The sequence below is a fragment of the Psychrobacter sp. 219-2-C genome (assembly GCF_049560815.1).
GTDB classification, from domain to species: Bacteria; Pseudomonadota; Gammaproteobacteria; order Pseudomonadales; family Moraxellaceae; genus Psychrobacter; species Psychrobacter faecalis.
Window position 1 is genome coordinate 554,721 of sequence record NZ_CP186933.1, and the last position, 19,583, is coordinate 574,303.

17 protein-coding genes and 1 pseudogene are annotated in these 19,583 nt (G+C 44.1%); 16 read left to right on the forward strand and 2 right to left on the reverse strand.

What is annotated here, in order from left to right; genetic code table 11:
• Window positions 1–178: 178 nt before the first annotated feature.
• A complete protein-coding gene (locus tag ACPEGP_RS02245) occupies window positions 179–1,450 on the forward strand; it encodes a saccharopine dehydrogenase NADP-binding domain-containing protein (protein ID WP_423813800.1) in 1,272 nt (423 codons plus the stop codon).
• A 297-nt stretch (window positions 1,451–1,747) separates the two neighbouring features.
• Window positions 1,748–3,988, forward strand: a complete 2,241-nt coding sequence (gene betT / locus ACPEGP_RS02250; protein WP_423813801.1) for a choline BCCT transporter BetT — start codon at window positions 1,748–1,750, stop codon at window positions 3,986–3,988.
• A gap of 86 nt (window positions 3,989–4,074) precedes the next feature.
• Here the strand turns inward: betT and htpX are convergent, their stop codons facing one another.
• Complete coding sequence (htpX, locus tag ACPEGP_RS02255; protein ID WP_423813802.1) at window positions 4,075–4,989, reverse strand: protease HtpX; 915 nt, start codon at window positions 4,987–4,989, stop codon at window positions 4,075–4,077.
• A gap of 307 nt (window positions 4,990–5,296) precedes the next feature.
• Here htpX and ACPEGP_RS02260 point away from each other — a divergent pair, with 307 nt between their 5' ends.
• The 14 genes from ACPEGP_RS02260 (at window position 5,297) to radA (ending at window position 18,002) form a co-directional block, all read left to right on the forward strand.
• A complete protein-coding gene (locus tag ACPEGP_RS02260) occupies window positions 5,297–5,758 on the forward strand; it encodes a methyltransferase family protein (protein ID WP_423813803.1) in 462 nt (153 codons plus the stop codon).
• 54 nt (window positions 5,759–5,812) lie between these two features.
• The gene (locus ACPEGP_RS02265) at window positions 5,813–6,619 is read left to right on the forward strand and encodes a PhzF family phenazine biosynthesis protein (RefSeq protein WP_423813805.1); all 807 of its coding nucleotides are present in this window, start codon (window positions 5,813–5,815) and stop codon (window positions 6,617–6,619) included.
• 11 nt (window positions 6,620–6,630) lie between these two features.
• A complete protein-coding gene (locus ACPEGP_RS02270; RefSeq protein ID WP_102077361.1) occupies window positions 6,631–6,960 on the forward strand; it encodes a YnfA family protein in 330 nt (109 codons plus the stop codon).
• A gap of 153 nt (window positions 6,961–7,113) precedes the next feature.
• Entirely contained in the window at window positions 7,114–7,737 is a 624-nt protein-coding gene (locus ACPEGP_RS02275) for a 6-pyruvoyl trahydropterin synthase family protein (RefSeq protein WP_423813806.1), read from the forward strand.
• Window positions 7,730–8,254 carry a tRNA (adenosine(37)-N6)-threonylcarbamoyltransferase complex ATPase subunit type 1 TsaE gene (tsaE, locus tag ACPEGP_RS02280; protein WP_423813807.1) on the forward strand — a complete coding sequence of 175 codons (525 nt, stop codon included), beginning with the start codon at window positions 7,730–7,732 and terminating at the stop codon, window positions 8,252–8,254. Before ACPEGP_RS02275 ends, tsaE begins: the two co-directional genes overlap by 8 nt.
• A 51-nt stretch (window positions 8,255–8,305) precedes the next feature.
• Window positions 8,306–10,066 carry a DNA mismatch repair endonuclease MutL gene (gene mutL, locus ACPEGP_RS02285; RefSeq protein ID WP_423813808.1) on the forward strand — a complete coding sequence of 587 codons (1,761 nt, stop codon included), beginning with the start codon at window positions 8,306–8,308 and terminating at the stop codon, window positions 10,064–10,066.
• A gap of 61 nt (window positions 10,067–10,127) precedes the next feature.
• Window positions 10,128–11,321, forward strand: a complete 1,194-nt coding sequence (miaA, locus tag ACPEGP_RS02290; RefSeq protein ID WP_423813809.1) for a tRNA (adenosine(37)-N6)-dimethylallyltransferase MiaA — start codon at window positions 10,128–10,130, stop codon at window positions 11,319–11,321.
• 372 nt (window positions 11,322–11,693) lie between these two features.
• Entirely contained in the window at window positions 11,694–12,230 is a 537-nt protein-coding gene (gene hfq, locus ACPEGP_RS02295) for an RNA chaperone Hfq (RefSeq protein ID WP_191689997.1), read from the forward strand.
• A 249-nt stretch (window positions 12,231–12,479) separates the two neighbouring features.
• A complete protein-coding gene (locus ACPEGP_RS02300; protein WP_423813810.1) occupies window positions 12,480–13,472 on the forward strand; it encodes a KpsF/GutQ family sugar-phosphate isomerase in 993 nt (330 codons plus the stop codon).
• 126 nt (window positions 13,473–13,598) lie between these two features.
• A complete protein-coding gene (locus ACPEGP_RS02305) occupies window positions 13,599–14,165 on the forward strand; it encodes a KdsC family phosphatase (RefSeq protein WP_144296267.1) in 567 nt (188 codons plus the stop codon).
• Complete coding sequence (lptC, locus tag ACPEGP_RS02310) at window positions 14,162–14,746, forward strand: LPS export ABC transporter periplasmic protein LptC (RefSeq protein WP_068404219.1); 585 nt, start codon at window positions 14,162–14,164, stop codon at window positions 14,744–14,746. The genes ACPEGP_RS02305 and lptC overlap by 4 nt, the downstream gene beginning before the upstream one ends.
• A 141-nt stretch (window positions 14,747–14,887) precedes the next feature.
• Entirely contained in the window at window positions 14,888–15,376 is a 489-nt protein-coding gene (gene lptA / locus ACPEGP_RS02315) for a lipopolysaccharide transport periplasmic protein LptA (protein ID WP_180952567.1), read from the forward strand.
• Between the two features lie 190 nt (window positions 15,377–15,566).
• A complete protein-coding gene (lptB, locus tag ACPEGP_RS02320) occupies window positions 15,567–16,277 on the forward strand; it encodes an LPS export ABC transporter ATP-binding protein (protein WP_190295467.1) in 711 nt (236 codons plus the stop codon).
• 288 nt (window positions 16,278–16,565) lie between these two features.
• A complete protein-coding gene (gene radA, locus ACPEGP_RS02325) occupies window positions 16,566–18,002 on the forward strand; it encodes a DNA repair protein RadA (protein WP_068404223.1) in 1,437 nt (478 codons plus the stop codon).
• Between the two features lie 165 nt (window positions 18,003–18,167).
• Here the strand turns inward: radA and ACPEGP_RS02330 are convergent.
• Window positions 18,168–18,515: pseudogene (locus tag ACPEGP_RS02330) on the reverse strand (septal ring lytic transglycosylase RlpA family protein); the annotation flags it as partial.
• Window positions 18,516–19,583: the final 1,068 nt, after the last annotated feature.

Sequence of the window (19,583 nt, forward strand, 5' to 3'; positions counted from 1 at the left end):
TGGGTAAAAATTGTTATAATCGCCGCGGGCAAAAGCAAGTAGCCAAATACTGCTTTGCCCGACGGGTGCGTGGGTTTTCCTCGGTCTTCCTTTTTAATTCACGCATATCATTCACTCGTTTCTGTTTTGACTCGCCACCATCGATGGTATCGACAGGGACACAAAGGAGGATTGTTCATTGAACACAAATCAAACCAACCCTAACAAAAAAGACGTGCTCATCATCGGTGCAGGCGGTGTGGCGCAAGTGGTCGCGCATAAATGTGCGATGCATAACGATGTGCTCGGCGAGATTCATATTGCCTCACGCACGCAAGATAAATGTGATGCCATCGCCCAAAGTGTCAAAGAAAAGAATAGCTTTAAGCTGCCTGCGGTATTACATACCCATCAAGTCGATGCGATGGATACGCAAGCGCTGATACAGCTGATTGAAGAGACGGGTATTCAAATCGTTATCAATGTCGGTTCGGCATTTGTCAATATGACCGTTTTAGAGGCTTGTATTGAAACGGGCGCGGCTTATATTGATACCGCCATTCATGAGGATCCGCGCAAGATTTGTGAGACGCCGCCATGGTATGACAACTATGAATGGCAGCGTAAACAGCGCTGTGCCGACAAGAACATCACGGCAATTTTGGGTGCTGGATTTGATCCTGGTGTGGTCAATGCCTATGCGCGTCTTGGCTATGACATGATGGATGCAGGCTCGGTGACGGATATCGATATTATCGATATCAACGCTGGCAGCCACGGTAAGTATTTTGCCACCAACTTTGACCCTGAGATTAATTTCCGTGAGTTCACTGGTACGGTTTATTCTTGGCAAGACAGTAAGTGGCAGTCGAATAAGATGTTTGAAGTCAAACGTACCGATGATTTGCCAGTCGTTGGCGAGCAAAATAGTTACCTAAGTGGTCATGACGAGATTCATTCTTTATCGGCTAACCTAGATGTGCCAAATATCCGCTTTTGGATGGGCTTTGGTGAGCATTATATCAATGTGTTTACTGTGCTCCAAAACCTAGGTCTATTGTCTGAGCAGCCGGTGATGACTGCTGAAGGGCAAGAAGTGATTCCGCTTAAGGTGGTCAAAGCAGTACTGCCGGATCCAAGTTCGCTTGCGCCAAATTATACGGGCAAAACCTGCATCGGCGACAAGGTTAAAGGCAAAATTAACGGCGTTGATACCGAGGTATTTATCTACAATATCTCTGATCATAAAGACGCTTATAACGAAGTTGGTAGCCAAGGTATCTCTTATACCGCTGGCGTGCCACCTGTTGCTGCTGCAATGTTGGTGGCGACTGGCGAGTGGGATGCAGGCAAAATGGTCAACGTTGAAGAACTTGATGCCAAGCCATTTATCAACTTGCTAAATGAGATTGGTTTGCCAACGCGTATCCAAGACGCCAACGGTGATAGAGCGCTTGAGTTTGATATGTAATATATCTTAAGCCATAAAAAAGCCCGTCTAATTTCTCGATAAGAGCGTTAGGTGGGCTTTTTTATGCAAGAAACTTTATAGTGAATGACAGTGCCCTTTTTCATTACTTTGGCTTTAACCTTTTTCATTACTTTAGCTTTAAATAGTTTCATACGTATGATTTTCTCTCACGATGCTTTACTACTGACGCTAAGCCTGTATCATCATTGGATAAACACATTCAGCATAATGACATTAAACTAGGGGTAGAATATAGTGAACCTAATACGGACAGTCATATAAAAATAAGGAATATAAATGAGCGACAAACCGAATGACGATGGCTTAAGGGAGGCTGACGAGTCAAATAACCCATTGGTAAATGAGCCTAGCGAAAGCTCGCGCCTGCCGTTTGAGCGCAGGCAGTTTGGCGGTACAGAACGCCAATCAAAACCGTTTGATGAAGATGTGCCAATCTCCCGTAGCGATCTGAAAAAAGGAGCACAGGAGCTGTCAGAAAACAGTGTGGCTCATATTAATTGGAGCGTATTGATTGTCTCATCAGTTGTGATTGTGGCGTTTTCGTTATGGGCAATTTTGATGCCTATCAATGCCAGCACGACGATGAAAACAGTCGTTGATTGGATTGCGACCAATCTTGGCTGGTATTACGTGATTACCATGGTGATGGTCATCGGTTTTGTGCTGTGGGTAGCACTGTCTAAAGCAGGTAGCATACGCCTTGGGCCTGATGATTCGCGGCCACAGTATAAACTGGGAACGTGGGCAGCGATGTTATTTGCCGCTGGGGTAGGCATTGACATGCTGTTTTTCTCAGTCACTGGCCCCGTCGTACAGTATTTGACCCCGCCGTCTGGCGAAGGGGCGAATGCAGCTGCTATGCAGGACGCTGTGGTTTGGACAATGTTCCATTACGGCATTGCCGGCTGGTCTATTTATGCACTGCTTGGTATGGCAATGGGTTATTTTGCCTACCGTTGGGGCATGCCTTTATCCATTCGGGCGGCGCTTTATCCGCTGCTCGGTAAGCGGGTAAAAGGTCCTATCGGTCATGGTATTAGTATTCTTGCCTTGGTCGGCACAGTGTTCGGCGTGGCGACGACGATGGGTATCGGCGTGGTACTCTTAAACGTTGGTTTCTCAAAGTTATTTGGTTTTGAAGAAGGCTTAACGTTACAGATTGCCCTCGTGGTTGGCGCGGTTGTTTTGACCATTTTGGCCACTACTTCAGGGGTTGATCGCGGTATCCGCTGGATCTCCGAGCTCAATCTATGGAGCGCGGTGGCAATGATGGCGTTTATCCTAATCGCTGGCGAGACGGCGTTTTTGTTAAATGCCTTAGTCGAAAATTTGGGTCAGTTCTTTGTCACACTCCCTGCTCGGATGTTTAAAACCTTTGCCTATGTTCCCGGTAGTAGCGATTGGATGGGCAGTTGGACGCTATTCTTTTGGGCGTTTTGGCTCGCATGGGGACCGTTTGTTGGGGTGTTTTTAGCGCGTATTTCGCGTGGACGCACATTACGTGAGTTTGTCATTGCCGCGATTACAGTGCCGGTATTATGTGACTTTATCATCGTTTCTTTCTTTGGTAACTCCGCCCTTTATGAGGTATTACAAGGCAATACCGCCTTTGCCGAGCTTGCGGTTCAAAGCCCAGAGCGCGGTTGGTACGCGCTACTTGAGCTGTTTCCGGGAGCGACTATTTTGATAGCGTTAGCTACGCTTTCAGGATTGCTGTTTTATATCACCAGTGCTAACTCAGGGGCGATGGTGATGTCGAACTTTTCAACCTCTATCCCTGACCCAAGCGAAGATGGCCCAAAGTGGCTACGCATTTTTTGGGCGGTGTTGACGGCAGTATTGACCATCTCTATGTTGATTGCAGGCGGCGTCATTACCATGGAATATGCCACGCTTATCTTTGCTCTTCCTGTGACTATTATTGTTTATCTGGTGATGTTCTCTTTTTCTAAAGCGCTAAAAATAGAACGGGCTGAGCGCGAAGGTACGGTGCTGCGTCGTCCTTCTGTTACGCCAAGTGGCGGGCATATACCGGAGCGTTCTTGGAAGCAGCGCTTGGGACAAATGCTGGCTTATCCGAGCAAACGAGAAACGGAGCAATTTCTTGAGCGTGTCGTCCGTCCGGCGCTAAACGATGTCGCCAATGAGTTTGAGCGCCAAGGTTATAAGATTGATCGTGATAATATTCCTCATATAGCGGGCGATATTGATGTTGGTGGGCCATTATTAAAGGTATCTACTGACGCCCAAAACGACTTTTATTATCAAGTGTCTATGGTCGAGACGCCGTCACCGACCTTTAGTGGCAAGATGTCACCAGTTAGCGACGTATATTATCGTTTAGAAGTAACGACGCAAACCGGCTCTGGTGGTTATGATTTGATGGGCTTGACCAAACAGCAAGTGATTGACGATGTGCTTGAACAATACGAAGCGTATCTGACTTTTATTACCAGTCCGCCAGAGACAGAGGTGAACACAGCCACCGCGGCAGTACGAATCACAGGTAAAGGTTGATTGTTTATAACGGTCAAACGATGCAGATAATAGCGTTGCTGTTCTAGCCATCCGCTATCATCTGTCATGTATGTTAGGGCTGCGGCTTAAGCCTTGCTAGGATTATACTTTCTCAACGCCGCAATACGTTCATCAAGCGTTGGATGTGAGCGGAAAAGGTTAGCGACACTAAAGCCCGTAGACTGCCCAGACGAGATTGCAAACGCTTTCATGCTCTCAGGCATCTGGTCTGGACGCTGCTCAGAAGGACGCAAGGCATCCAGTGCGCTAATCATTTTTTCACGGCTGGCAAGCTTTGCCCCCATCTCATCAGCACGGAATTCACGTAGGCGCGAGAACCACATGACGATGGCAGACGCCAAAAACCCCAGCAAAATATCCATCACGATACTGGTGATGAAATAACCGATACCTGGGCCATCCCCTTCATTTTTAAAGACAGTACGGTCGACGAAGCTACCAATAATACGCGCAAAGAACATGACAAAGGCGTTCACCACCCCTTGAATGAACGCAAGGGTGACCATATCGCCATTGGCCACATGACCGATCTCATGCGCGAGCACGGCTTCTATTTCATCGGGTGTCATGCTTTGTAGTAGCCCTGAGGAGACCGCGACCAATGCTTGGTTTTTGTTCCAACCGGTTGCAAACGCGTTTGGCTGCGAATTATTAAAAATTCCCACTTCCGGCATGCCAATATTTACCGCCTGTGCGTGTTTAGCGACAGTATCAACCAGCCATTTTTCCGTAGCATTTCTTGGCGTTTCGATGACTACTGTGCCCGTTGATTTTTTTGCCATCCATTTTGAGATAAATAGCGAGACCATCGAGCCGACCATGCCATATATACCGCACATAATAGCAAGGCTAGTATAATTTAGCCCGCCTGCGCCATGGACGCCGCCAATCCCAAAAAATCTGGATAAAATACCAAACACGATGCTAAAAACCACAATCACCGCTAAGTTGGTTAATAAGAACAATCCAATACGCATCATGACGCTAACTTCCTCATTTAAGTTCAACTACATCTTAGAAACAACACCTTCACTAGAGTAAAGGGTAAAAATGAAACAAATGGCAATTATAACCTTCTATGGATAATAAAGCCGCTCATTCTAATATCAATCATCACTTAAAACTTGTAGAGTAGGGACAACAGCGGTGTAAAGTGTTTAACTAATGAAGAATAAAAGGCGAAAAGCTAAATAAACACTGAATACTATAATAAGTAATTAAGCGCTCATTTATTATTTAATTCTATATAAGGTCTTATTTATAAAATTGCAATTATAAGGAGTTAAGATGAATTCTCTAGAGCTAAAAGTACCGCCAGTCGCGCAAGTTATCGTCACCGCAGCGGCCATGGCTGGCGTCTCTAAAGTCACACCTGCTTTGAAATTTTCTTTGAAAGGTTCTGCGGCATTGGCAATGGGTTTGGGCGCTATAGGACTGGGTAGCGCCATTTTAGGTGTTACTCAATTTAAAAAAGCGCAGACCACACCCAATCCGCAAGCGCTTGAAAAAGTTTCAAGCTTAGTGACTAGTGGTGTGTATCAATATAGCCGAAATCCGATGTATGTAGGCTTGGTGCTTATATTATTTAGCTGGGCATTGTATCTGTCGCACTTTCTTGCCTTCGTGTTGTTGCCTCTATTTATACTTCATATGACCCGTTTTCAAATCCAACCAGAAGAGCGGATGTTGGCACAGAAATTTGGCAAGGCTTATCAGGTTTATAAGGCAAAAGTCAGACGTTGGGTATAAACAGCGGGATAAAAAATAGCCAAAATTAATGTTAATAAAAAAGAAGAGCTTAATATGCAACTAGAAATCAATGTCGTCGACGCTTTTACGGATACCGTTTTTAAAGGCAATTCAGCAGCCGTTATTATCACAGATAATTGCCTTGCCGATAAGTTAATGCAGTCTATTGCTTTTGAAAATAATTTGTCGGAGACAGCTTTTATTGTACGTGATGATGACGGCATTTATCATATTCGCTGGTTTTCTCCTTTGACTGAGATTGCATTTTGCGGGCATGCAACCTTGGCGTCAGCCTTTGTGTTATTTAACAAAAATCCTGATGTAGAAACCATTAAATTTTACGCCAAAGCCGTTGGTATATTGACCATCGTGCAAACAGACGATGGCAAAATACAAATGGACTTTCCTAATACTAAGCCGGAAAAGGTTAAAGATATTCCCGATAGCTTGTTGGCAGGATTGTCTGTTGCACCAGTCGAAGTTTATAAAAACACTCAAGCCTATTTTGTGCTTTATAATGCTGAAGCCGATGTCTTAAACGTAACGCGTGATAACGAGCAATTAAAACAACTCGCGCCGTTAAATGTGGTGGTCACCTGTCAGGCCACCTCCGCTGACTATAAGGATTACGATTTTATTTCACGTTATTTTTGGCCTGCCAATGGTGGCGATGAAGACCCAGTGACGGGTTCGGTTCATACGGGGCTTGCACCACTGTGGGCAGAGCGTTTGGGTAAAGATGAATTAATAGCTTATCAAGCATCAAAACGAGGCGGTATTTTAAACTGCGTCGTTGCAGGCGATAGGGTGCTAATTTCTGGTAATGCTGTGCAGTATATGACAGGATTTATCACGGTTTAGGAGTGGTTGGTTTGACTGAATTAAAAACCGTTGGACTGTTTGCGCTGACCGCACTGGCTGAAATTATCGGTTGTTATTTGCCTTATTTATGGTTGCGAGAAGGTAAGTCGATTTGGCTGCTGGTTCCAGGTGCGCTCAGTTTGGTCGCTTTTGTTTGGCTGCTGTCCTTACATCCCACCGCCGCTGGTCGCGTTTATGCTGCTTACGGCGGTGTTTATATTTCGATGGCTATTATTTGGCTGTGGACGGTGAACGGCATCAGACCAACCACGTGGGACATATTGGGTTCTATTGTCGCGCTCTTAGGCATGGCAATTATTATGTTTGCACCACGTCATTAGTGAATGGGTTTTGCCAATATTGCTATTAGTAAGTGACTACTTACGCAGTCATTACGATTTGCTATAATGAGCCGCACGCCGATGTGTCGTCGCGGTAAACCCTTATAATATTCATGTTTAACACGGTAAAGCTTACTGTTTTGGTCAATTATTATGCGTATTCGTAAACTGTTCAAATTTGAAAATGCGCATATCGTGCGTAATTGTAGCTCTGAGCGCTGCAAAAATTCTATTCATGGTCATAGCTATCAGATTGAGCTGATTCTTGAAGCTAAGCGATTAGACCATGGGCAAATGGTGTATGATTTTGGTCTATTAAAATCGTCTATTAAAGACATTATTGATAGCTTTGATCATGCGATTTGCTTTTGGAATAAAGACGACCCTGAATATATCACCGCCTGTAAAAAATTCAGCGCGCGCTGGATCAGTTTGCCAGTATCGCCGTCAGCAGAGCAGTTCTCACGCGTTATCTTCTTTTGGGCACAAGAAATTCTCAAACAAACCCAAATGCAAAACGGTGAATCTGATGTCAGCGTCTACTCGGTGATTGCCCACGAAACCGCAACCGGTTACGCACAGTGCTTTGCAGAAGATGTGGCAAACGCGCAAATGGGAGAGCTTCATCTAGAAGACTTTGAGTTCAGCGAGCAAGTAAAGGCAGAATGGCATGACCCCGAGCTATATGCCAAGCTGATTCGCGGTGAAAGCTTTATCAATCCAGCCGTGACTATGCAAGTACAGACGCAAGTAAGGGAAGGTAAGCTTGATGCCTAATAATATAAAACAAGACCAACATGTGAAAACCTTGACGCTGCATTCTGAAGCAGATACTCAGCGCTTGGCGGTGCAATTGGCAGCGTTGCCCTTATCGGGTAGCGTGTGGCTGTCGGGTAATTTAGGCGCTGGTAAAACCACCTTGACGCGTTATTGGTTGCAGGCGCTCGGTCATACAGGTGCGGTCAAAAGCCCAACTTATACCTTGGTCGAGCCTTATAGTATTGAGCAAAAAGATGGTTCAATTAAACCTGTTTATCATGCAGATTTATACCGTCTGCAAGACCCAGAAGAGCTGTCTTTTATTGGCTTTGATGAATATCTAGATGAGCCGAATGCGCTGGTTATTATCGAATGGGCGAGTCGTGCGGACAGCTATTTACCACCGCCGAGTTTGTTTATTGATATGACGCAAGCCGATCGCGATGATAATGATAAAGAAGCGCGTCAGGTTGAGCTGAGACTATCGAAGGCGGGTCAAGCGCAAGGCTTAGATTTGTCTTCTCTTAACCTTTAGGTTAAACCGCATCACAGCCTCTGAGGTTTTATAAAAGTATGACGCTCACTAATGCCAGATAATCCCTCCAATAGCCGCATCAAAAAACTATCGCCGCTGCTTATCAATCAATTGGCAGCGGGCGAGGTGGTGACGCGTCCTGCCGCTGTGGTCAAAGAGCTGCTTGAAAACGCGATAGACGCTGGCGCGAGCAATATTGAGATACGTATTACCCAAGGCGGCATGGGTATGATTGAAGTGCTGGATAACGGCACGGGTATTCATCCTGATGATATGGTCATGGCCATTACTCGCCATGCAACCAGTAAAGTGGCCGATGTGGCTAATTTGCATGGTATTACCACACTGGGATTTCGCGGTGAAGCGTTAGCAGCGACTGCGGCAGTTTCTCGTTTGACTTTAACCAGTAGTCATGACGACAGTGGGATTGGTCGCCAGTTGCAAGTTGCCGGTGTATTGGACGAGGTGCCAAAATTGCTGCCAGTCGTGCATCAACGCGGCACGACCATTACCGTCAAGGATTTATACTTTAATGTGCCCGCACGCCGCGGCAACTTAAAATCTATTGCGACCGAGTTCGGTCATATCGAAACCACTGTCCGCGAAGTGGCTTTGGTGCGTGCAGATGTGACGCTAGCCTTGTTTCATGACAATAAAAAGCGGTTATCGCTGTCTTCAAGAGCAATGTCTGCAAATGATAACGATAATACCAATAGCAGCAACAATAACGCTCATCGTCTGCCTTTATCACGTCTTGAACAAGCGACTGGGTTACCATTAACGGACAACGCCTTAGAAATATCCATCGACCTTACCAGTTTGATGCAATTGCCTAAAGACTATGTGAATAATAACTTTGCTGGTCAAGCGAACATCAACGGTTGGTTATGGCTTAGCAATGACTCTCAAAGTACTTTTCCAAAATTAATTTATGTGAATGGACGGTTGGTAAAAGAAGCGTTGATTAGCAATCAGCTGCGTCAACTTGCCCAAAGTGCGCAGTTAGCAGGTATTGGCTACGCGCTGTATTTTGATCTGCCAACTGATTGGCTCAATATCAATGTCCATCCGTCCAAACAGCGTATCAAAATCAGCCCGCTAAATAACATCATGGCGCATCTTAGTCATGCGATTCAAGCAAAGCTTAAAACGTTTGCTACCAAACAGAACATCAATCAGACCATCAATTCCGCTGATGAAAGTAGTCAGGTATTAGATAATCATCTATCTATCAATAACGCCTTTGCTACTGTAAGGCAACAGACGTCATCAACCATTTATTCAGCGAAAAGTCAGCAAGTACAAGCGCCCAAACAGCCATATCAGTTGTCAGAAAATACCGATAATGCTCAATCAGAACAGGCAACTTTTACTGAAAATATAAATCCAGGCAGCACATTAATAAGTACGGCCAATACGTCACAAAATCTATCGGTAAAAAATGCTCCTTTACCATATTGTTTGGAGGTTATTTTAAATACCGGTCATGATTTAGATGCAATTAAAAGTGTCAGTGAGAAAACGCTACCATGGTTGCTGTTTTATAGTTGCAGCCAATTTTTTCTGATTGGCGCTGAAATATGGCAGGCGCAATTAAGCTTATTGTTTGAGTCGGATATATTTAGAGAGCAGGTTTCATTTAATGATGCGAATGCTGTCAATCAGCAGCTTACTGACTTAGCCACAAAAATGTCTACAGAAGATTTATGGGCATTTAACGCAGATATCGAAGACTTACTTGCTAAACATGCTTTTAAGTCTATAAATAACCAGCGTTTAATCGCGTTGATGCTATTATCTACAGCCATTTAGATGTCCATTGAATAGAGTGAGGACACGTTTTAGTAGTCCTATAAAAAATAAAGGTAATCCTATGCAAATCTCGTCTGCTAGCTCATCTTATCGCCTCAATCCCAATTTGGCAGATAATAGCGTGGTGTGCTTGATGGCACCGACGGCGAGTGGCAAGACAGCTCTAGCGTATGAGCTATACGATACTGGGCGTTATGAGCTGATTTCGGTCGATTCAGCATTGATATATCGTGATATGAATATCGGTACAGCCAAACCAACCGCTGCAGAGTTGGCACGTTATCCGCATTATTTGGTTGATATCATTGACCCGATGCAAAGCTATAGTGTCGCTGAATTCGTTAATGATGTTGCTCATTTAATTGATAGCTGTCATAAGAAAGGTAAAATACCTTTGCTCGTTGGCGGTACTATGATGTATTACATGGCGCTTATTGATGGGTTATCGTCCGTGCCTGACAGTGATGATGACGTGCGCGCGCGTGTGGAGCAGTGGCGGCAAGACGAAGGTCTTGGTGCACTATATGATTATCTAGGAAAAATAGATCCGATAAGCCACGAGCGTCTTAATGCGACCGATACTCAGCGTATCACGCGCGCGGTTGAAGTTTATCTGCAAACCAATATACCTATCAGTGACTGGCAGCAAAAGCCCAAACATGCCTTGGCGCATAATCCCAATCAGCAATGGCATGCGCTGGCGGTGATGCCAGAACGTTCATGGCTACATCAGCGTATCGAGCAACGTTTGGATATAATGTGGCATGACGGGCTAGTGGCGGAAGTGATTAGATTGCTTGAGCAGTACCCTTTGACACCAAACTTACCCTCTATGCGCTGCGTCGGTTATCGGCAAGTATTAGAATACCTAGTCCATATTAAGCATCCAATATTTAAACAGCCGCACTTGGATAAAGCGCAATTTTATGACGCCTTTTCAGAAGTAGAAGCGGCGAGTGCAAGTAAACGACCACAAGACACCACTACTCAAGCGCTCGATCAGCCATTGACGCTCAGCGCTCAAACCGAGGCACTTGCTTGTCAGCAAATGCAAAATAAGGCATTATATGCGACTAGACAGCTGGCGAAGCGTCAATATACTTGGCTGCGCAAACTTACTCAGTTGCCCAATTTGCCTGATAATGCGTCAAATATTGCAATAAAGCTAAATGAAAAAGATGACAAGCTTATGCGCGGTGATATCAAAATAAAAACGTTTGCTACCATGACCCAAGTAAGAGAGTATTTATACTAAAACCAAATTATATAAAGCGCGTTAATTAGCCCCGTAAAAAATAATGACAATTAGTTTCAAAATAAAGGTTGGATAACTGCTATAATTTAAATCATAGTAAAATAGTGTGAATTATATCGGTATCATTGCTTTTTTAACGGTCGTTAATTAACTTTTGTTGGTAGGAAGTCTTAAAAAATAAGCGGTTACTTAATTATTTACAATAATAACGTATTCACGGTAAAGTGAAATTATTTAACAAGAATTAGTGCTTATTTAGATACGTTTTATAAATAAAACTTATTATTGTATCTGCCCTTAGCCATTATAATTAAAGCAATACTTATAATAATTGGCACTAAAAATAATTATATAATATTTAGGAGAGATGTCATGTCAAAAGGACAAACTTTACAAGATCCGTTTTTGAACTCGTTGCGCAAAGATCGTATTCCGGTTTCTATTTTTTTAGTTAATGGTATTAAGCTGCAAGGTCAAATTGAATCATTTGATCAATACGTGGTGCTGTTAAAAAATACAGTGAGTCAAATGGTTTATAAGCATGCCATTTCAACAGTCGTGCCCGCCCGTAATCCTAGAAGCAGCACGACGACTGGTACGGGTGCGCAAACCTCAACGGGTGCACCTACTGGTTACCAAGGTGGTATGAGTAGTGGGTTTGAGCGTGGTAGTAACCTTGCTGGTGGTGGCGGTTTTGAAGAGCGCGGCTTTGCCAATCGTAGTGGTTTTAATCGTGGCGGTTTTGGTCAAGGCCAAGATCGTGGTTTTGAGCGAGGCAGCTTTGGACAAAGTCAAGAGCGCGGCTTTGAGCGCGGCGGCTTTGGTCAAGATCGTGGCTTCGACAATTCTTCAGACAATGCTATGTTTGAAAACAAATCAAACGATGATATAGACGATAGCAATCAATAAATAACGCTATCTGATGTCTATTTGATTGAAAGTATGTTATTAAAATGTTATATAGCTGATTAAGACCTACTATTAATTATAGTGGGTTTTTTTTGTATAAATAGACGTATAATCATGGCTGCGCAAGCGACTATTTACACTGCTTAGTAAGTAGGCAATGATGAAAGCGACGTCTTGCCCTATATTATTAATATCAGCCATAGTATAGTAAAATGTTTCATTGATTCACCGAAAATATAGAGCTAACGTATGAGTAATCCGCACCGCAACCTGACCCATCAACAATTTATTAGCACTGCTATCGAAGCAATTCATACGGAGATGGCGGCACTAGAATTGTTAACGGAACAAATCGATGATAGATTTGCTCAAGCCTGCGATATTATCCTAGCCTGCAAAGGACGTGTGGTGGTGACCGGGATGGGCAAATCGGGTCTGATTGGTCGTAAGATAGCCGCGACTTTTGCTTCTACGGGCACGCCAGCGTTTTTTATGCATCCTGGGGAAGCGGGGCATGGTGATCTGGGGATGTTGGTACAGGGCGATGTCCTACTGGCTATCTCAAACTCGGGCGAGTCAGATGAAATTAGAATGCTACTGCCCGTGGTTAAGCGTCTAAATATTCCCCTGATTAGTATTAGCCGAGACAAACGCGGTATGCTACCACGAGCGGCGGATATCATTTTGACGCTTGGTAAATCACAAGAAGCTTGCCCGCTCAACCTTGCCCCGACTTCTAGTACCACAGCGACCTTAGCATTGGGCGATGCATTGGCTGTGGCCTTGGTGCATGCGCGTAATTTTACTTCAGAAGACTTTGCATTATCGCATCCTGCAGGCGCCTTAGGACGCCAGCTGCTGACGCGGGTCGAAGATTTAATGCATACCAATTCAGAAAATTTACCGCTTATTAATCAACAAGCACCGCTACAAGACGCTTTATTGACCATGTCTTCTGGGCGTCTAGGTATGACAGTGGTAACTGATGACGAACAAAAAGTCGTCGGCGTATTTACCGATGGTGATTTGCGCCGCGGCTTAGAAAAAGGCATTGATTTGCAAACCACGATGCGTGAGCTGATGGTCAGTAATCCACGCCGCGTCAGTAAGGATATGCGCGCGTCCGATGCTTTAAGTGTGATGAATGAAAATGGTATTAGCCAGCTGCTGATCATCGATGAGGAACAGCGTTTGGAGGCCATTATTACGGTACATGACTTATTACAAGCCGGTGTTAAGTAGCCCTATTTTAATAAACAATGTATTAATAATTGGCGCAATTAAGAAGTAACATATTAAAAAAGCCTTAATAAAAGAGTGTTTAATAAGAATACGTCTCATAATAAAATCATTAATAAGAGAAAATTGATGCAAGACTTAATAAAAAAAGCCGGACAAGTAAAGTTATTGGTCATGGATGTTGATGGTATCTTGTCAAACGGTCAAATTATTTATGATGCCAACGGTACTGAAACCAAAGCCTTTTCGGTACAGGACGGTGTCGGTGTCAAATCGTTGGCGCGCTATGGTATTTTGACCGCTATTATTACTGGTCGTAGCAGTCCTATGGTGGACAAGCGTGCTGCTGAAATGGGTGTCAATTATATCGTCCAAGGTCGTGATGATAAGCTGATTGCGTTGAATGAGCTATTAGCGACGCTTGATGCTGAGCTTAATATCACCGCTGCTGATTGTGCTTATATGGGCGATGACTTACCAGATATTAAAGCGATGCAAACGGTAGGTTTTGCGGCCACTGTCCCAAATGCCCATCAAGAGGTGATAAAGCGCAGTGATATGGTGACCACCCGCACAGGTGGTACCGGCGCAGTACGGGAAATATGTGATCTTATTTTAAAAGGTCATGGTCACTATCAAGATTTTATTGCGCACTATACGCTTGATGCAGCGAAACCTGAGGATAACTTATCGTGAATACTCGTGTTTTAATCGTTCTAGCATTAATTATTGCTGTAATTGCTGGCTGGTTCTTCAAACAGCAAGGGGAGATCACGCCGCCCGTTAGTATGGAACCGACGGATGTGGATTATGAAGCCACTGACATTAAGGCGGTACAGACCAATGAAAAAGGTGAGACCGAGTACGAACTAAGTGCAGAATCCTTGACCCATAATCCTGTGACCAATAAAGATGAGATGAAAGGCATCACCATGAATTGGGAGCCATCAGACGAGCAGCGTTACCGCGTTGAAGCGGGCAGCGCTGCCATCAGTCAACAGACAGGTGAGATGAGCTTATCAGGTGGTTTTACTTTAGTTAGCGAAGGCAAAGCGGGCGAGTCTGATATTGAGCCGATTAAAGTCATGGGCACTACCTTAAAAGGCAATACCAAAACAGGTCAAGTCTATAGTGATGCGCCAGTAAAAGTCGAACAAGGGATGAACCGCTTCGAGGCGTCAAGCATGAAAGCCAACCTTGAAACTGGGGACTATGAATTTGGTCAAGTCGCGGTTGCATTTACGCCCGCGAAACGCCAAGATAAAGCTTTGTTTTAACAGCAGCACCTAGCAGGAAGTTTGCAAACGCCACTACCCATAATGATACGAGTAACTTTTATGAAATCTACTTTTTTGCCTACTTTACGCTTGCTATCGACACGCTCTATCCAAGTAACACACGGTTTACGAACGCTACCGATGCTAATGTTGTTAGCATTGCCGTTATACAGCCATGCCTTGCCATCAGATGCCAATCAGCCTATTAAGCTGTTGGCGGATAAGGCTACTTATAGTGAACGTACAGGTATCACCAGCTATTCAGGCACTGTCGTGATTACGCAGGGTACGTTCAAAATGACCGCCGATGATATTACGGTCAACCTCTCGCAAGGCCGTAGTATCAACTCGGCAGTCGCCACCGGCCGTCCAGCCACTATGCAGCAGGTAGTGACGCAAGAAAAGGGCTTGGCAAAAGGGCAGGCCAATAAGATTGATTATAATGCGGTCACGGGTATCGTGACGCTCACGGGTAATGCAAAATTGGTACAAAATGGCGCCAGTTTTGCCGGTAATGTCATTCGTTATAGCTTAAAAGCTGGCGATGTAGAAGCAACTGCTGGTGGCAGTCAGCGCGTAGAATTGGTCTTCCCGCCCAATAGCGGCAGCAACCGAAGCAGCATACGCTAAGCACAGTATTTTTAATATAAAAGTAAGCGATAGTAATACTAAAAACTTTGCAACTTTAACAGTAATTGACAGGTAAGTGATGAGCGATATTAAAAACAATGTTGTTAAGACTAATGAAATTCATAGTAACGAGCTTAATAATGGTTCTGTAGCGGCAACCAATAGCTCCGAGCCTGTCGCCCGTTTAACAATGCAAAATTTGGGCAAACGCTACGGCAAACGCTGGGTGGTAAAGGATGTATCATTTTCTGTTGAGCAAGGGCAAGTTGTTGGATTATTAGGACCAAATGGCGCGGGCAAAACTACTAGCTTTTATATGGTGGTCGGACTGGTCAATATGGATAAGGGCCGCGTTACCTTAGGAAAAATGGATTTATCAAAATATGCCATGCATGAGCGCGCGCGTGCTGGTATTGGCTATTTGCCGCAAGAAGCTTCTATTTTTCGTAAATTATCCATTGAAGATAATATCTTAGCCATTCTGCAAACTCGTAAAGAGTTAAGTGCCGCTGAGCAGCGTCAAGAGCTTGAAAAGTTGATCGGCGAGTTCCATTTAGAACATGTACGCAAATCATTGGGTATGAGTGTCTCAGGCGGTGAGCGCCGCCGCTGCGAGATTGCGCGTGCTTTGGCGGCCAATCCAAAATTTATCCTATTAGATGAGCCGTTTGCTGGTGTTGACCCTATCTCTGTTAGTGATATTAAAGATGTTATTTTAACCCTAAAAAATCGCGGTATTGGTGTACTCATCACCGACCATAACGTGCGCGATACCCTCGCCATTTGCGAAAAAGCCTATATCGTTTCAGAAGGCGCCATCATTGCGGAAGGGACGTCATGTGAAGTGTTAGAGAATGATTTGGTAAAATCTGTCTATCTTGGTAAAGACTTTCGCGTATAAGCACTTCGCTATTTAGTAGAGGTGAGCCTGTATAAAGCCTTGTTTGAATCATTAGCCAAATATCTTATCATTGTAGGGTGTAACGAATATTTGTCTATTTTCTCTTAACGTCCATGCCCCCTATAAATTGCTATCTACCTCTCATAATCTAATGCCTGGTTATTAAAAAAGGCGCGTTCATTTTTTCTCTTAGTCTTACACTTAAGCTCGTATAGAGCATTCTAGAATTCTATTTATTATTCGCGATTTATTACTTTCTATTGACCAGTTCAATAAGGTTCATACGTTATGGCAAAAAATAAAAGCAGTTATGTCTGTCAACAGTGCGGGGCGCATTTTGGCAAATGGGCGGGGCAGTGTACAGACTGCGGTGAATGGAACAGTTTGGTAGAAGCACCAAATGTCAGTATGCCGCACCATAATAAGAGTAGCGCAAAAGCGAATGCTAGCCGAGCGGTTTCTCGTAGTGCGGGTGCACCTGCTGGCAATTATTCGGGTACGCACAGTGCGGTCATGCCACTCAATGCGGTAAGCGTGACACTAGATACACGCCTGCCCACTGGCATTAGTGAGTTTGATCGAGTGTTGGGCGGTGGACTGGTGGCCGGTTCGGTCGTTTTGATCGGCGGTGACCCAGGAATCGGTAAATCTACGATTTTGCTGCAAACTGCGACCAATATGGCAAAGGCTGATTCATTGGCAGGTAGCGCGCTGTATGTGACGGGTGAAGAGTCGCTCGCCCAAGTAGCGATGCGCGCCAAGCGTTTAGATTTGCCAGCGGATAGATTACGTGTGCTCGCGGAGACCAATGTTGAAACCATTTGTGCGGCTTTAACCCAAGAGCAGCCGGCGATTGCTATTATTGACTCGATTCAGACTATTTATACCGATGCCATTAATTCTGCTCCAGGCGGCGTTAGTCAAATTCGTGAGTCGGCAGCTATTTTGACCCGTTATGCGAAGCAAACTGGCACGGCACTATTTTTAGTCGGGCATGTGACCAAAGAAGGGACGCTGGCAGGGCCACGTGTCCTCGAACACATGGTTGATACGGTTTTATATTTTGAAGGTCAGTCCGATTCACGCTTTCGTATGATTCGCGCGGTAAAAAACCGTTTTGGTGCAGTTAATGAGCTGGGCATTTTTGGCATGACCGATATGGGACTCAAAGAAGTCGCCAATCCCTCAGCGATATTCTTAAGCCGTTATGATAAGCCCGTAGCGGGTTCTGTGGTGATGGTAAGCCGTGAAGGTACTAGACCCCTGCTGGTTGAAGTGCAAGCCTTGGTTGATGACTCACAAGGTTCACCAAGACGTATGGCTTTAGGGCTCGATTTTCAGCGCCTATCAATGCTGCTTGCGGTCATGCATCGTCACGGCGGTATCCATACCAGCGGACAAGATGTGTATGTAAACGTCGTTGGCGGCGTTAAGGTGATTGAAACCGGGTCTGATTTGGCCGTACTATTGGCTTGTGCTTCTAGTATCAAAGAAAAGCCTTTACCCTCATCACTTGCCGTTTTTGGTGAAGTCGGCTTATCAGGGGAGATTCGACCGGTTCCTAACGGACAAGAGCGCCTAAAGGAGGCGATGAAACACGGCTTTAAACACGCAATTATTCCTAAAGCCAATGCGCCTGCCAAAGATGCGCCGCAGTTTAAGGGTATCAATGTCATCGCGGTTGAGCGTCTCGATGATGCGATTGAAAGCGCATTTGAGTTATAGTTTTAAAAGCTATACCATGTTAACTATTTAGCGTCAAACGTTAAAAACGAAAAAGCGCCTAACTTTAAATGAGTTAGGCGCTTTTTTTACAACTAACGTTAAGCAGTTTTTTCGATAAAAAACCGTTAAAGGTTTAAACCGCGAATGGTCTAAAACGTTAATGGTTTAAGAAGAGGGGCCTGAAACACGCTCAATAGAGACGTTACCCACACCTTTATTGGTAATACCAAGTTGCTTGGCAGCACCGTAAGATAAATCCAACACACGGTTACCATGGAATGGACCACGATCGTTTACTTTAACGACGACGCTTTTGCCATTAGTTTTATTGGTAACTTTAACGTAGCAGTTCAAGGGTAACGAGCGGTGAGCAGCGGTTAAACCATTCATGTCAAAGGTTTCGCCACTGGCAGTTTTGCGGCCATGAAACTGACGACCGTACCAAGAAGCCAAACCAGTTTGTTTAAATTTGCTTACAGAATTAGAAGCGACTGCCGTTAAGCGCTCTAAAACATCTTCATCATTGGATACTTGGGCAGTGTCGCTGGCGAGCAATGGGCTGCTAAGCGCTAATGAAGTGGGCTGACGAGCAGACTTAACTAAGCTTGATGCGCCGTCATGTTGACGACTAAGTTCACCGAGCACACGGTCAATACGGGAGGCGTTATCTTGCGAAATCGTTGCAAGGGAGGTTTTTGATTCTACAGCATTTGCATTAGTAGCGATTGCAGAGCCAGCAAATAAAACGGCTGACATTGTAAGTAAACCAGATAAACGCTTATTCATAAATACCTCTATAGCGTATACATTAGAACCTAACTCTAAAACCTCTTAGAGGGAGCGAGACAATATTAGACCACTCTAACAGTGCCGCAAACTCGAAAGCCGCTCTATCATCTATCTGTTTTATCACGATGATAGTAAATATGGGCTTTTATAAGCTCTAACATATGGTAATTTTCATTTATATCATCATAAGTGGCTCGGGAATTCTCGTTATATACGACTCGCAAAACCCACTTATGACACGCTCAAATGATAGTTAACAATAGTAATCAAACAACCAAAGTAAGGTTGCACCAATCGATAAAGGACTTTTTTGCATTGCTAAGTTAATAAAGGGTTTAAAGTATGTTGCGTATTACTTTGTTATTAAACCGTTAATTAAGTACTGACTTTGCAAGCCCAAAATCTACAATTTGCTAACTATACGGACGAGCTACAACTGCAATATAATTAAATGATATCTTTCTTAGTAGCTATGTACGCGTTGTGTATCAAACTACAATAAAAGGAGGGTAACGCAATTATTTGTAAAAAACAAGGAATAAAACCTAACAGTACTAATCGGTCACTAATAGGGCTTCATCTGGGTTTTGCCAAAACATAAGAAGAATAATAGCTATAAATAACAACAACTTATGGTTATTTCTAAAGCAAGAAAGTTAAGGTTTTAATAGTAATTTATGGAGAATTAATGACAAATAAGAAAGGCTTAAAAAAGTAGATATTCATTTAATTTGAGCAATTTCGCTATTACATTAGATTACTTAGCCAAGCACATTTTGCTTCAGTTTCTAG

Coding starts and splice junctions, on each gene's coding strand:
- betT (WP_423813801.1), top strand. CDS start 1,748: ATGAGCGACAAACCGAATGACGATGGCTTAAGGGAGGCTGACGAGTCA.
- htpX (WP_423813802.1), bottom strand. CDS start 4,989: ATGATGCGTATTGGATTGTTCTTATTAACCAACTTAGCGGTGATTGTG.
- ACPEGP_RS02260 (WP_423813803.1), top strand. CDS start 5,297: ATGAATTCTCTAGAGCTAAAAGTACCGCCAGTCGCGCAAGTTATCGTC.
- ACPEGP_RS02265 (WP_423813805.1), top strand. CDS start 5,813: ATGCAACTAGAAATCAATGTCGTCGACGCTTTTACGGATACCGTTTTT.
- ACPEGP_RS02275 (WP_423813806.1), top strand. CDS start 7,114: ATGCGTATTCGTAAACTGTTCAAATTTGAAAATGCGCATATCGTGCGT.
- tsaE (WP_423813807.1), top strand. CDS start 7,730: ATGCCTAATAATATAAAACAAGACCAACATGTGAAAACCTTGACGCTG.
- mutL (WP_423813808.1), top strand. CDS start 8,306: ATGCCAGATAATCCCTCCAATAGCCGCATCAAAAAACTATCGCCGCTG.
- miaA (WP_423813809.1), top strand. CDS start 10,128: ATGCAAATCTCGTCTGCTAGCTCATCTTATCGCCTCAATCCCAATTTG.
- hfq (WP_191689997.1), top strand. CDS start 11,694: ATGTCAAAAGGACAAACTTTACAAGATCCGTTTTTGAACTCGTTGCGC.
- ACPEGP_RS02300 (WP_423813810.1), top strand. CDS start 12,480: ATGAGTAATCCGCACCGCAACCTGACCCATCAACAATTTATTAGCACT.
- ACPEGP_RS02305 (WP_144296267.1), top strand. CDS start 13,599: ATGCAAGACTTAATAAAAAAAGCCGGACAAGTAAAGTTATTGGTCATG.
- lptA (WP_180952567.1), top strand. CDS start 14,888: ATGCTAATGTTGTTAGCATTGCCGTTATACAGCCATGCCTTGCCATCA.
- lptB (WP_190295467.1), top strand. CDS start 15,567: ATGCAAAATTTGGGCAAACGCTACGGCAAACGCTGGGTGGTAAAGGAT.
- radA (WP_068404223.1), top strand. CDS start 16,566: ATGGCAAAAAATAAAAGCAGTTATGTCTGTCAACAGTGCGGGGCGCAT.